Genomic DNA, 13,989 nt, shown 5'->3' with positions numbered 1-13,989 from the left:
CACAATTCCCTTGTAGGAGTGAGCCTGCTCGCGATAGCGGTATACCATTCAACAATTCCGGTGACTGACATTGCGCTATCGCGAGCAGGCTCACTCCTACAAGGGATTGGGTTTCAATTCAATATTTGAGGACAATTCATGGAATGGCTCCCCCACATCACCGTCGCCACCATCGTCGAGGATAACGGTCGTTTCCTGATGGTCGAAGAACACAAGGCCGGGCGTAACGTGCTCAACCAGCCCGCCGGCCATCTCGACCCGGACGAAACCCTGATCGAAGCCGCCGTGCGCGAAACCCTTGAAGAAACCGGCTGGGACGTCGAGCCCACTGGCGTCATCGGCATCTACCTGTACACCGCGCCGAGCAACGGCGTGACCTACCAGCGCGTGTGCTTCAGCGCCAAAGCGGTGAAACATCACCCGGATTACCAATTGGACGACGGCATCGTCGGCGCCAAGTGGCTGACCCGCGACGAATTAATCGCCCAGCGCGACAACTGGCGCAGTGAGCTGATCATCCGCTGCATCGACGATTATCTGGCCGGCCATCACTTCGGCCTCGAACTGATCCGCCCTTCTCTTTAGCCTTGAGGCCGCGAGCCTGATAGAATCGCGTCCTTTTTCAAGACACTCATTGAATCCCTATGCGTGATCCAGCCCCTTCTGACACATCCAAGAAGCGCGTCATTGTCGGCATGTCCGGCGGCGTGGACTCTTCCGTTTCCGCTCTCCTGCTGATCGAGCAGGGCTATGAAGTGGAAGGCCTGTTCATGAAGAACTGGGAAGAAGACGACGGAACGGAATACTGCACCGCCATGGACGACCTGGCGGATGCCCAGGCTGTCTGCGACAAAATCGGTATCAAACTGCACACCGCCAACTTCGCCGCCGAGTACTGGGACAACGTGTTCGAGCACTTCCTCGCCGAGTACAAGGCCGGTCGCACGCCGAACCCGGACATCCTCTGTAACCGCGAGATCAAGTTCAAGGCGTTCCTCGACTACGCCATGATGCTCGGTGCCGACCTGATCGCTACCGGCCACTATGTGCGCCGTCGTGACATCGATGGCCGCACCGAACTGCTCAAAGGCCTCGATCCGAACAAGGATCAGAGCTACTTCCTGCACGCCGTTGGCGGCGAACAGATCGCCAAGACCCTGTTCCCGGTTGGCGAACTGGAAAAGCCGGAAGTCCGTGCAATTGCCGAGAAATACGAGCTAGCGACCGCCAAGAAGAAGGATTCCACCGGGATCTGCTTCATCGGCGAGCGTCGTTTCAGCGACTTCCTCAAGCAATACCTGCCGGCGCAACCGGGCGAGATAAAAACCACCGAAGGCGAAGTCATCGGCCGTCACCACGGCTTGATGTACCACACCATCGGTCAGCGTCAGGGCCTCGGTATCGGCGGCCTGAAAGACGCGGGCGATGAGCCGTGGTACGTGCTGCGCAAGGATCTCGACAGCAACGAGCTGATCGTCGGCCAGGGCAACAACCATCCGTGGCTGTTCTCCGGCGCCCTGCTCGCTTCGGAAATCTATTGGGTCAACCCGATAGACCTGGGCCAGCCGCTGCGCCTGACCGCCAAGGTTCGCTATCGCCAGAGCGACCAGGCCTGCACCCTGGAAAAAACCGCCAGCGGCTACCGCGCCGTGTTCGACGAGCCGCAACGTGCAGTAACGCCGGGTCAGTCCGTGGTGTTCTATGACGGTGAAATCTGCCTCGGCGGCGGCGTGATCGAAGTGGCCGAGCCGTGGAGCGGCCAGGCATGAGCCCGACTCAGGAGCAACTGACGGCGCTGGGCGGCGTGTTTCTCGCCGCCGTGCTCGTCGACCGCATCGCCAAAAGCGGCCAGACCAGCGAAGCCGGCCTGACGTGTATGCTCGGCAGCCTGCTGGTGCGCGACCCGAAAGACACGCTGGACGTGTACGGCGGCGACGACCTCAATCTGCGCGAAGGCTACCGCGCGCTGATCGGCGCCCTCGAACGCGACCCGAGCACGTTGCAGCGTGAGCCATTGCGTTACGCCCTGTCGATGCTCGGCCTGGAGCGGCAACTGGCCAAGCGTGACGATATGCTTGACACCATCGGCAAGCGCTTGCCGCAGATTCAGTCGCAGGTCGAGCATTTCGGTCCAGCCCATGAAAACGTGATTGCCGCTTGCGGCGCGCTGTATCAGGACACCCTGAGCACCCTGCGTCAACGGATTCAGGTGCACGGCGACATGCGCAACCTGCAGCAACCGAGCAACGCCTCGAAAATTCGCGCCTTGCTCCTCGCCGGCATTCGTTCGGCGCGCTTGTGGCGGCAGTTGGGCGGCCACCGCTGGCAGTTGGTGATCAGCCGGCGCAAGCTGCTCAAAGAGCTGTATCCGTTGATGCGCAGCGAGTAAACGCCGCGCAATAAAAGCTTTGTAGTCTGTAACGCGTAATACGCCGGTCAGTTGGCAACGGACCGGCGGATTTTTTCATGTATGATACGCGCCCCATTTCGTTGCCCGACTGTCCGAGAACACCCCATGCAGCTTTCTTCGCTCACTGCGGTTTCCCCTGTTGACGGCCGCTACGCCGGCAAAACCCAGGCCCTGCGCCCGATTTTCAGCGAGTACGGTCTGATCCGTGCCCGTGTTCTGGTTGAAGTGCGCTGGCTCCAGCGCCTGGCCGCCCACGCTGGCATCCCTGAAGTGCCGGCCTTCTCCGCCGAGGCCAACGCCGTTCTCAATGAACTGGCTGAAAACTTCTCGCTGGAGCACGCCGAGCGCGTCAAAGAGATCGAGCGCACCACCAACCACGACGTCAAAGCGATCGAATACTTGCTCAAAGAGCAAGCGGCCAAGCTGCCGGAGCTGGCCAAGGTCAGCGAGTTCATCCACTTTGCCTGCACCAGCGAAGACATCAACAACCTGTCCCACGCCCTGATGCTGCGCGAAGGCCGTGACGACGTGATGCTGCCGCTGATGCGCCAGACCGCCGAAGCCATCCGCGAACTGGCCATCCGTTTCGCCGACGTGCCAATGCTGTCGCGTACTCACGGCCAACCGGCTTCTCCAACCACTCTGGGTAAAGAGCTGGCGAACGTGGTTTACCGTCTCGAGCGCCAGATCGCTCAGGTTGCTGCCGTGCCGCTGCTGGGCAAGATCAACGGCGCTGTCGGCAACTACAACGCGCACCTGTCGGCCTACCCGCAGATCGACTGGGAAGCCAATGCCCGCGCCTTCATCGAAGACGAGCTGGGCCTGGGCTTCAACCCGTACACCACGCAGATCGAACCGCACGACTACATCGCCGAGCTGTTCGACGCGATCGCGCGCTTCAACACTATCCTGATCGACTTCGACCGTGACATCTGGGGCTACATCTCCCTGGGTTACTTCAAGCAGCGCACCATCGCTGGCGAAATCGGTTCGTCGACCATGCCGCACAAGGTCAACCCGATCGACTTCGAAAACTCCGAAGGCAACCTGGGTATCGCCAACGCACTGTTCCAGCACCTGGCGAGCAAACTGCCGATCTCCCGCTGGCAGCGCGACCTGACCGACTCCACCGTCCTGCGTAACCTCGGTGTCGGCTTCGCCCACAGCGTGATCGCGTACGAAGCCAGCCTCAAAGGCATCAGCAAACTTGAGCTGAGCGCTCAGAAGATTGCCGCTGACCTCGACGCTTGCTGGGAAGTTCTGGCTGAGCCGATCCAGACCGTGATGCGCCGCTACAACATCGAAAACCCGTACGAGAAGCTGAAAGAACTGACCCGTGGCAAGGGCATCAGCCCTGAAGCCCTGCAGACTTTCATCGATGGTCTGGACATGCCTGCCGAAGCGAAAGCCGAGCTCAAGCAACTGACCCCGGCCAACTACATCGGCAACGCTGTAGCGCAAGCCAAACGCATCTGATCGACCGTTTGACCCGTTTGAGACGCCCGGCCGCGCCGGGCGTTTTTATTCCCGTCTGAAAAGTGCTTTTTTTCAATAGGTTACATATGAATCCCGATATTCCTCTTCAACTTCTGGGCGGCATCACAGCACGCGAGTTCCTGCGCGACTACTGGCAGAAAAAGCCACTGCTGATCCGCCAGGCGATTCCTGATTTCGAAAGCCCGATCGACGCCGACGAACTGGCCGGCCTGGCCCTGGAAGAAGAAGTCGAATCGCGCCTGGTGATCGAGCACGGCGAGCGCCCTTGGGAACTGCGTCGCGGCCCGTTCGCTGAAGACGAGTTCAGCAAACTGCCGGAAAAAGAGTGGACCCTGCTGGTGCAGGCGGTTGACCAGTTCGTGCCGGAAGTCAGCGAGCTGCTGGAAAACTTCCGTTTCCTGCCGAGCTGGCGCGTCGACGATGTGATGATCAGCTTCGCCGCTCCGGGTGGCAGCGTTGGTCCGCATTTCGACAACTACGATGTGTTCCTGCTGCAAGGCCACGGCAAGCGCAACTGGAAAATCGGCCAGATGTGCGATTCCGAGAGCCCACTGCTGCAACACGCGGATCTGCGCATCCTCGCCGAATTCCACGAGACCGAAGAATGGGTACTGGAACCGGGCGACATGCTTTACCTGCCGCCGCGCCTGGCTCACTGCGGTGTCGCGGTCGACAATTGCATGACCTACTCGGTCGGCTTCCGCGCGCCGAGCGCCTCTGAAGTGCTGACCCACTTCACCGATTTCCTCAGCCAGTTCCTGACTGACGAAGAGCGCTACACCGATGCTGACGCCAAGCCAGCTGTCGATCCGCACCAGATTCAGCACGATGCCCTGGATCGCCTGAAAAGCCTGCTCGCCGAACACATGAGCGACGAGCGTTTGCTGCTGACCTGGTTCGGCCAGTACATGACCGAGCCGCGCTATCCAGAGCTGGTGGTTGGCCCGGAAGACGTCGAAGAAGAAGACTTCCTCAGCGCTCTGCAGGATGGCGCTGTATTGATCCGCAACCCGAGCGCGCGTCTGGCCTGGTCGGAAGTCGATGACGACCTGCTGCTGTTCGCCAGCGGCCAGAGCCGTTATCTGCCGGGCAAACTGCGTGAACTGCTGAAGCTGATCTGCGCCGCCGACGCCCTGCACGCCGATAACCTCGGCGAGTGGCTGAATGATGAAGACGGTCGCGGCCTGCTGTGCGAACTGGTCAAGCAAGGCAGCCTGGGGTTCGCCGATGAATAAGATTCGCGTACGTGTCGCAGACTGGCAGAAGGACATCGCCGAGATCCGGCGCATTCGTGAAACGGTGTTCATTGCCGAGCAATTGGTGCCACCTGAGTTGGAATGGGACGCGGATGACGCGACCGCCGTGCATTTTCTGGCGTTTGAAGGCGACTTTCCGATTGGCACTGCGCGTCTGTTGCCTGATGGGCACATCGGCCGCGTTTCGGTGCTGAAAGACTGGCGCGGGATGAAGGTCGGAGATGCGCTGATGCAAGCGGTGATTGCTGAAGCGGAAGAACGCGGCCTGAAGCAGCAAATGCTCAGCGCGCAGGTGCAGGCCACGGCGTTCTATGAGCGCCTGGGCTTCAGCCTGGTCAGCGAGGAATTCCTCGAAGCCGGGATTCCGCATGTCGACATGCTTCGCCATTCGGCCTGAGCACTGCCCTGATCGTTCCCACGCTCGGCGTGGGAATGCCTCTCGGGACGCTCCGCGTCCCTTGCGGCATGTGACGCAGAGCGTCACTGGCTGCATTCCCACGCAGAGCGTGGGAACGATCATGCAAACCCTGTGGCGAGGGGATTTATCCCCGTTCGGCTGCGCAGCAGTCGCCAACCCGACAAACTCGGTCTACTTGATGCACCGCGTTTTCAGGATTTGGGGCTGCTTCGCAGCCCATCGGGGATAAATCCCCTCGCCACAAAAGCAGTTCTCGAAACGCCTCGGCATCCAACGATGCCGGGGCGTTTTGCTGTCCAGGATTCAACTTGCCCCACCCGAGGCCGACAAACTGGCAATATCAAGCCTTTCGAACGCGGAGATAACGGACATGTCCCTACGCACCCTGCTCACCACCCTGCTGCTCGGTTGCAGTTTTTCGGTGATGGCAGCCACAGAAATCGTGCCCCTCAAGTACCACACCAGCGCCGATATGTTGCCGGTGGCGCAGGACTTCATCGGTCAGGACGGCCAGGTCAGTGCCTACGGCAACCAGCTCATCGTGAAGGCCGAGCCGGGCAAGATTCAGGAACTCAAGGATCTGCTGTCACAACTCGACACCGCGCCCAAACGCCTGCTGATCACCGTCGACACCAACGAAAACAATGGTCGCGGCGATGAAGGCTATTCGGTCAACGGCGCCCCACCGAACCAGACCCGCATCATCAGCCGCAGCACCACCAGCCGTAACGGCGGCATCCAGCAAGTACAGGCCAGCGAGGGCGCACCGGCGCTGATTCAAGTAGGCCAAAGCGTGCCGATCACCAGCAGCCAGAGTAATTCCTACGGCGATTACAGCAACCAGACCCAATACCGCAACGTCACTCGAGGGTTTTACGTCACCGCCAGCGTCACCGGTGACACCGTTCACCTGGCGATCACTACCAACAATGACCGAATGAGCCAGGAACGTTCCGATGTAGTGAACGTACAAAGTACCGACACAACTGTCAGCGGACGCCTCGGTGAATGGATCACCCTCGCCGGCGTCAACAGCCAGACGCAAGCCGATAAACAGGGCCTGGCCCGCAGCTACTCGACTCAAGGCCGGGATGACATGACCTTGCGGGTCAAAGTCGACACGCTGGACTAAAGCACCGAAAACTGACTGATTAGTCGTATTAGACGAAAGATGTAGTGCTTAAAAAAAAGCACTACAAAACGTTTGACGAGGCAAAAAAGCGAAGGCATGATGGCCTCGCTCCCGCTAATCAGAGGCCCTGGCAAGGGCCTTCGAAGCGATGTTCGCACCTACCCCGCGAACCGCTTCGTGTCTGTACCGCCCACAAGGTGTGTTTGACGAGGTTGCCGACTGGAACGAAGTTGTCCCGAGGGACGGAAGCGTAATTAGGTAACCCGGCTCCACACTGTAGATCGTATAGAGGCCCACGACGCCCGAATGCGCCCGCAGTCCGCCACTACCTGCTCACTTCCCCTCGAGCCCATCGTCCATCCCGTCGCCTACCCCGCCGAATCCGACTTGACCACCTAAGCTTCTGGTCAGCGAGCGCAGGAATTTTCCACCGCAGAACAACTTTTCATAAAAGACGCGACGAGGTTTATCTCCATGGCACTGACACGCGAACAGCAAATTGCAGCCCTCGAAAAAGACTGGGCTGAAAACCCGCGCTGGAAAGGCGTGACACGCGCTTACTCCGCTGCTGACGTCGTCCGCCTGCGTGGCTCGGTTCAACCTGAGCACACTTTTGCAAAACTGGGCGCCGAGAAGCTGTGGAACCTGGTCACCCAGGGCGCCAAGCCGTCCTTCCGTCCTGAGAAAGATTTCGTCAACTGCATGGGCGCCCTGACCGGCGGCCAGGCTGTACAACAAGTCAAAGCCGGTATCCAGGCGATCTATCTGTCGGGCTGGCAGGTTGCTGCGGACAACAACTCCGCCGAATCGATGTACCCGGATCAGTCGCTGTACCCGGTGGATTCGGTGCCAACCGTGGTCAAGCGCATCAACAACTCGTTCCGTCGTGCTGACCAGATCCAGTGGAAAGCCGGCAAAGGCCCGGGCGACGAAGGCTACATCGACTACTTCGCGCCGATCGTGGCTGACGCTGAAGCCGGTTTCGGTGGCGTGCTGAACGCTTACGAGCTGATGAAAAGCATGATCGAAGCAGGCGCTGCCGGCGTTCACTTCGAAGACCAACTGGCTTCCGTGAAAAAATGCGGTCACATGGGCGGTAAAGTACTGGTTCCGACTCAGGAAGCCGTACAGAAGCTGACCGCTGCTCGTCTGGCTGCTGACGTTGCCGGTACCCCGACCATCATTCTGGCCCGTACCGACGCGAACGCCGCTGACCTGCTGACCTCCGATTGCGACCCGTACGACCAGCCGTTCGTGACTGGCGAGCGCACTCAGGAAGGTTTCTACAAGGTCCGTGCCGGTCTGGATCAAGCCATCGCTCGTGGTCTGGCTTACGCGCCATACGCCGACCTGATCTGGTGCGAAACCGCCAAGCCGGATCTGGACGAGGCTCGTCGCTTCGCCGAAGCGATCAAAAAGGAATACCCGGATCAACTGCTGTCGTACAACTGCTCGCCTTCCTTCAACTGGAAGAAAAACCTGGACGACGCGACCATCGCCAAGTTCCAGCGCGAACTGTCCGCCATGGGTTACAAGCACCAGTTCATCACCCTGGCCGGCATTCACAACATGTGGCACAGCATGTTCAACCTGGCGCACGACTACGCCCGCAACGACATGACTGCTTACGTGAAACTGCAAGAGCAGGAATTCGCTGACGCCGCCAAGGGTTACACCTTCGTGGCTCACCAGCAGGAAGTGGGCACCGGCTACTTCGACGACATGACCACCGTGATTCAAGGTGGCACGTCTTCGGTAACCGCACTGACCGGTTCGACTGAAGAAGAACAGTTCCACTGATCTGCTTCGCTGAGCAAACGGCCTTTGTGGATCGTATAGAAAGCTAATCGCAGAGCCGCAAAACTGACGCCCCGACTGGTTCGGGGCGTTTTTTTGTCTGGGATTTGGTGGCCGCGCATGCCTATTGCAGCCGATCTACCAACCCGCGTATGGCCGCCCGCAAGCCCCCCCCTGGAGGAGCTGCCGAAGGCTGCGATCTTTTGATTGTAAAAAAAGCAGATCAAAAGATCGCAGCCTTCGGCAGCTCCTACAGGGTGTCACTTATCAGGGGACCCAAGCCAGATCACGCTGCAGTCGCAAAGCGCCCCCTTCTGCCAGCAAGCAAAAGACAAACGCCGCCAAACAAAAGACCCACCAGCCCATACAGACTCCAGCTCAACTGGAACCCGATCCCGGCGATCAAAGAGGCGCCGATCCCCACAGACACCATCCTCGCCAACGCCAGCACCACAGGTATAAGCGAGAACAGGCTGGCCTGGGTTTGCAGGGTGGTTTTCTGCGCGATCAACGCGGTGATGTAGGTCACGCCAAGAATCTCACCCAGCGTCCAGAAGAACACGAACGAAAGAATCAGCGCGGTCTGTTCGAAAAAGGCATAGGCGCCGAATCCGATGCCGTAAAAAACCGCCGCCAGGGACAGATTGGTCAGCGCCCCGAAACGTGACGTCAAGGCAATCAGCGGCTGCGTCACCACGACCACCAGCAACGCATTGACGATACCAACCGCACCGAACAGGCCGGCGGCCTTGCCCGCCGTCACCTCATCAAGCCATAGCGGCAATTGATATTCACGTTGCGCATCCAGCACCGACAACGCAAAGAACATGGCGCCCGCAACGATGACGATCCTGGGTACATCGACCAACGCACCCATCGAGGTTTTTCTGGCTTCAGTCGCAGCGCCCTGACGTTCCGGCAGCGCAAGAAAGACACTGGCCAACAGGCACAGAACACTGGCGCCCATCGCAAACAGCACCAGATAGTGACTGTCGAGGCCGAGCAAGTAGCCACCCATCACGAACAGCAGCGCTCCCCCCAGATTAGTGGCCAGGTGCAGATAGCCAAAAGAGGCGATGCGATTGCTGTCGTTCGCCGCCAGGGACGTGAGGACACTGAATACCGGCGTGATCAGGCCCGCACACAGCATGAACAGCAGCACCATCGCAATGGAACTGACCGATGAACTGAGCACGGCAGCGAGCAACAAAAACAGTGACGAACAGGACGAGGTACAGATTAAAAGTGTCCGGAAGTTGAAACGACCGATCAGCGCCCCGCCCAACAGATTGCCCAGCAGATAAAACGCCGACATCAGTGTGATCACCAAGGCCACTGCAGAGCTGTCGAGCTGGTAATGCCGATGAAAAAACAAGGCAGCAAAAGGCCCCAACGCATTGGCCATGACGAACAGCAATCTGAGCAAAACAATGTTACGCATTCCTGCCATAAGGCGATTCCCTTTCAGCCATGTCGTCATTTGAAATTAACCTTTACGTGTTGCGGTGTTCGCAACGCAGGCCTTTGGGCAATGTGCTGCTCGATGTTCACTTCGCTCAGGCAAGCCGCACTGCCGCTGCCACGCAATACCGTCGTCAGGAATGTTTTCAGATCCGACGCCGAGGGAACGGCCACGCGCAGCACATCGCGCAACAGACCGAAACTGTGCGGGTATTGCGAACAGTCGCTTACGCGGATATTGGCCTGAGCAAAAGCGCTGGCCAGACGACCATCGTGCTCATCCTGCAGCAGCAGAAAGTTCGTATCGCTCTCATAAACGACGATTGCGTTGGCCCGACAGACGTCGATAATTTCACGTTTGATCTGCGCGAGATGATCGTGCGCTTGCTGCAACGCTTGCCGGTTCTGCAAACAGTACAGCGCCGCTTTCACCGCCACATGGTTCACATCCCAAGGGCCGCGCACTTTCATCAGCTCACGGATTGATTCCGGGCGCGTGACCACATACCCCAGGCGCAATCCGGCTAGTCCGAAGTACTTGGAAAAAGAACGAATGACAAACAATTGCCTGACCGCGCTGAACGTATCCAGACACGACTGTTGCAAATACTCGAAGTAGCATTCGTCGACGATCACCGGTTTGTCTTGCCTGACACAAGCTTCGACAAACACTCGCAATTGCTCTGGGTCGATGCGCACTCCCAGTGGATTGTTGGGGTTGCACAGGATCAACCCCTGACTGGTGTGCAAGGACTGGAGCACCGCCTCGGTGGGCAACACGAATTTGCCGGCCTGTTTTTCAAACCCCGCGATCACCGGCACCACGCCGTTGACGTCGAGCATCTGGTAATAGAAGGAAAAAACCGGAGAAGGCACCACCACCCGATCCCCTGGCGAAAACAGTAACCGAATCACCAGATCGATGGCCTGATCCGCGCCATTGGTCAGCAGCAGACTGTCGGTGGAGACCTTGCAGTACTGCGCGAGCTGGTTGAGGAGCGGGCGGTAATTGGGATAGGCAAACAGATCCTGAGGCTTCAATTCGTTGGCAATGAACCCTGCCAGAAACCGATGTAAAAACTGGTTTTCATTCAAATCCAGCAGCACCGATGAAAGATCGCGCTCTGGCGCCTTCCATGAACCGGAGCATGAGATGTGGGGGTGAAACTTCATTTGCGCATCCCTCCGTAGATCACTTGTTCGCCCAGCGCGTACATCTGCCGGACCTCCTCGTGGCTGGCGTACACCACCGACTTTCCCGTGGCGGCCGATAAACAATGACTGGTAATCAACCGGCTGATTTCGGCCGTGAATGCCACGGCGCGATGAAACGCCTCCGACAGGTCGCGGCCAAAACAGGTAATGCCATGGCTGGGCATGACAATGCAGTTGGTGTCGCTGGCACAGCGGCCAATCGCACTGATATCCAGCTCGACATTGATGCCCGCGTCGAGGATGCTCGGCGGCTTGCCCATGACCAGGGCCGTGTCGTTCGACACGTACGCCATCTCACGCCATTGCATGACAGCGAAGAAGGCAATGACGTCGTTGGGATGAAGGTGCACCGTCGCATTGATGTCGGCGCGACAACGCATGATTTCCCGATGCATCTGGTGCCCCTGACTGGGGTGGAAACGTCCGTGCAGAAGCTCATCGGATTGCATGTCCAGCACCGACAGATGCTCAAGCCCGCACTCTTCCAGAGAGATGCCGCGGTGCTTGGTGTAGATCACGTCGCGTTGCCAGTACGCACAGCGGCTGCGTACAGCGATATTGCCCAACGTGTTGACCAGCAGTTGTCGCGCCGCCAGACGCTGACCGTATTGGACAATGCTGTTGCCGATCGCCAGGTCGAACCAGGCCGGCAACCCGGCTCGGGACGGTTCAAACCCCGCACGTTTCAATTCAGGCATAGCCGTTTGCCTCCCGCGATACGCAATCGGGATTGACCACCGTGTCGACTGTTTGCCCCTGTAACAGCGCCAGCAGCGTTTGCAGGGCATTGGCTTTGAGTTGGGCCAACGAGCGCTCGCTGTAGAAAGCGGCATGCGGCGTCAATAACACCCGCTCATGCTCGATCAAGGCTTTGGGAGGTGCCGGCTCTTCCTGCACGACATCCAGCAGTGCCATGGACACAACCCCGGCCTGCAAGGCCCGCAGCAACGCATCGGTGTCGACGATGCCGCCTCGCGCGGTATTGACCAGGGTCGCGCCGTGCTTCATCCGTGAAAATGCCGCGTCGTTCATAAGATGTGCGGTGGCCGGGGTAAGCGGCAGATGCAGCGACAGCACATCGGCGGTAGCGAGCAAAGCATCCAGCGTCAGGCCCGTGGCAATGTCTTCGGCACAACGCTCGACCCCGGGATCGTAAAAGCAGATCCGGTAACCGAGCGCCGCCGCCCTGCGGGCCAATGCTCGTCCTGTTGCGCCGTAACCCACAACACCCAGAACCGTGTCGGCACAGGCTTTCACTTCGCCGCTATGGGCTCGCCAGCTCCAGCCGCCCTGGCGGGTGTGCCGGGCGTAGTCGCACAGCTTGCGCTGGGCCAAGAGGATCAACGCCAAGGCATGCTCGGCAACTTCCTCCACCCCTACAGAAACGATGTTGGCGCACACAATGCCTTGCGCGCTCAACGCCTCGACATCCACATCATCAAGGCCGATCGTTGCCTTCACCAAAGCGCGGCAACGCGGCATTCTGGCGATCAGCGGCGCGTCGATGACCACCGAATGAAAGGCAATGATGCCGTCGGCTTTGGCCAGTTGCTCATCTGAAGGGGCGGTGGTCACCTCGAGGCGATAGCGCTGATGCTGCGCTTCCCGGACATACTCCCCAGCGTCGACATAATTCACTCGCTGCGAATCGATCATCAGAATATTCATGGGCATCCTTTTCCTTCCCGAGTCGTTGGCACTGCTGATTCAAAACGTTGCGCCCGGCGAATTTCAAGCACGGAGGTAGTCGCACTGTTGGCCGATATGCCCCGCCACCGCCGCGTCATATATGCAGGCGGCAACCACCATGTCCTGGCTGGCATGGCCAACGCTGCGAAAGTAACTGAGACCTTGTTTGCGGGTGACCGGCGAAGGCTGCTCGACCACCAGGGCGCTGATCTCGCGGATGTCCTTGCGCTCAATCACCGACCACGCCAAGGCCTGGGCGATTTCGCCCGACTCGTGGCATGCGGCGTCGAGATGATCGACATGCACCTGAGCACTGCCCAGCAATCGAGGATCGATCTCGCATGCTTGCGGTGTGCTGCCGCCGATGGCATTGATATGGGCATCGGGTTTGAGCTGATGCGTCCCGATCAACGGCTGCGGACTGTCGTGGGAGGTTGTCGTGCAGACAATGTCCGCGTCAGCCAACGCATCTTCCATGCGCTCGACGGCCTCGACCGGCTGCGCAAGCTCAATGGACAGACGTTCGGCCAACGCGACACTGCGGGCCATTGAGCGGGAAAATATCCTGACCTGCCCCAACTCCCTGACAGCGGCCATCGCCTTGATATGCGCCGCCGCTTGAGCCCCGGCTCCGATCACCGCCAGATTGAGCCGCGTCTGCAGGCAGAGTTTGTCCGTCACCAACGCACTCATGGCACTGGTACGAATCGCCGTCAGGGCGGAACTGTCGAGCATCGCCAATAACCGGCCGCTGTCGACGTCGATCAGCAAAACCGCGCCATTGACCGTCGAGAGCCCCTGCTCGGCGTTGCCGGGATGAAACGACGACACCTTGATGCCCAGGGTCTGGCTCGCGGGCAAAAAGGCCGGCATGAACAACGAAAATGCCTTTTGTCGCTCGTGCAGGATGATCGAACGTGGCGGAACCACGGGGGCCGCAAGTGAAAAGCCGCGATGAGCTTTTTCGAGTACGCGCACAAGCGTCGGCAACTCGACACAACGCCTGATGTCTTCACGATTGAGCAGCAGCATGGCTTGTCCTTTTCCATCAAAGCTTTTTGAAAGTCCCGGCCATTCCCTGACCGGCAGCGTTTGCACGCTTACTCAAACCGGC

General features: G+C 59.2%; 13 protein-coding genes. 8 read left to right on the top strand and 5 right to left on the bottom strand.

Going from position 1 to position 13,989, the window contains the following annotated elements; all coding sequences use genetic code 11:
* Positions 1–138 precede the first annotated feature (138 nt).
* The 8 genes from ACZZ0B_RS08005 to aceA all read left to right on the top strand — a co-directional run bounded on the left by ACZZ0B_RS08005 (position 139) and on the right by aceA (position 8,513).
* Positions 139–585: an NUDIX hydrolase gene (locus ACZZ0B_RS08005; protein WP_008082889.1), complete on the top strand. Its 447-nt coding sequence runs from the start codon at positions 139–141 to the stop codon at positions 583–585.
* A 59-nt stretch (positions 586–644) separates the two neighbouring features.
* Positions 645–1,769, top strand: a complete 1,125-nt coding sequence (gene mnmA / locus ACZZ0B_RS08000; protein WP_463544800.1) for a tRNA 2-thiouridine(34) synthase MnmA — start codon at positions 645–647, stop codon at positions 1,767–1,769.
* Positions 1,766–2,389 (top strand): high frequency lysogenization protein HflD, encoded by a 624-nt coding sequence (gene hflD / locus ACZZ0B_RS07995; RefSeq protein WP_008082887.1) that lies wholly within the window; start codon positions 1,766–1,768, stop codon positions 2,387–2,389. The genes mnmA and hflD overlap by 4 nt, the downstream gene beginning before the upstream one ends.
* Before the next feature lie 126 nt (positions 2,390–2,515).
* Entirely contained in the window at positions 2,516–3,886 is a 1,371-nt protein-coding gene (gene purB / locus ACZZ0B_RS07990; protein ID WP_463544799.1) for an adenylosuccinate lyase, read from the top strand.
* 86 nt (positions 3,887–3,972) lie between these two features.
* Complete coding sequence (locus tag ACZZ0B_RS07985; protein WP_201226372.1) at positions 3,973–5,142, top strand: ribosomal protein uL16 3-hydroxylase; 1,170 nt, start codon at positions 3,973–3,975, stop codon at positions 5,140–5,142.
* On the top strand, positions 5,135–5,560 hold the full coding sequence (locus tag ACZZ0B_RS07980; protein WP_463544798.1) for a GNAT family N-acetyltransferase: 426 nt from the start codon (positions 5,135–5,137) through the stop codon (positions 5,558–5,560). The genes ACZZ0B_RS07985 and ACZZ0B_RS07980 overlap by 8 nt, the downstream gene beginning before the upstream one ends.
* Positions 5,561–5,951: 391 nt before the next feature.
* Positions 5,952–6,713 (top strand): secretin N-terminal domain-containing protein, encoded by a 762-nt coding sequence (locus ACZZ0B_RS07975; RefSeq protein ID WP_463544797.1) that lies wholly within the window; start codon positions 5,952–5,954, stop codon positions 6,711–6,713.
* Between the two features lie 474 nt (positions 6,714–7,187).
* Positions 7,188–8,513 (top strand): isocitrate lyase, encoded by a 1,326-nt coding sequence (gene aceA / locus ACZZ0B_RS07970; protein ID WP_053121621.1) that lies wholly within the window; start codon positions 7,188–7,190, stop codon positions 8,511–8,513.
* Between the two features lie 283 nt (positions 8,514–8,796).
* On the opposite strand, the gene ACZZ0B_RS07965 is transcribed toward aceA, so the two are convergent.
* The 5 genes from ACZZ0B_RS07965 to ACZZ0B_RS07945 form a co-directional block, all read right to left on the bottom strand.
* Entirely contained in the window at positions 8,797–9,960 is a 1,164-nt protein-coding gene (locus ACZZ0B_RS07965) for an MFS transporter (protein ID WP_463544796.1), read from the bottom strand.
* Positions 9,961–9,986: 26 nt separating this feature from the next.
* The gene (locus tag ACZZ0B_RS07960) at positions 9,987–11,249 is read right to left on the bottom strand and encodes a pyridoxal phosphate-dependent aminotransferase (protein WP_463544795.1); all 1,263 of its coding nucleotides are present in this window, start codon (positions 11,247–11,249) and stop codon (positions 9,987–9,989) included.
* Positions 11,141–11,884, bottom strand: a complete 744-nt coding sequence (locus ACZZ0B_RS07955; protein ID WP_463544794.1) for a class II aldolase/adducin family protein — start codon at positions 11,882–11,884, stop codon at positions 11,141–11,143. Before ACZZ0B_RS07955 ends, ACZZ0B_RS07960 begins: the two co-directional genes overlap by 109 nt.
* Complete coding sequence (locus ACZZ0B_RS07950; RefSeq protein ID WP_463544793.1) at positions 11,877–12,854, bottom strand: NAD(P)-dependent oxidoreductase; 978 nt, start codon at positions 12,852–12,854, stop codon at positions 11,877–11,879. The genes ACZZ0B_RS07955 and ACZZ0B_RS07950 overlap by 8 nt, the downstream gene beginning before the upstream one ends.
* A 63-nt stretch (positions 12,855–12,917) precedes the next feature.
* A complete protein-coding gene (locus ACZZ0B_RS07945; RefSeq protein WP_463544792.1) occupies positions 12,918–13,907 on the bottom strand; it encodes an ornithine cyclodeaminase family protein in 990 nt (329 codons plus the stop codon).
* Positions 13,908–13,989 lie beyond the last annotated feature (82 nt).

The sequence above is a fragment of the Pseudomonas sp. AC247 genome (assembly GCF_979258015.1).
Note: the sequence above shows the minus strand (reverse complement) of the source record. Positions and strands in the feature narration are given on the sequence as shown.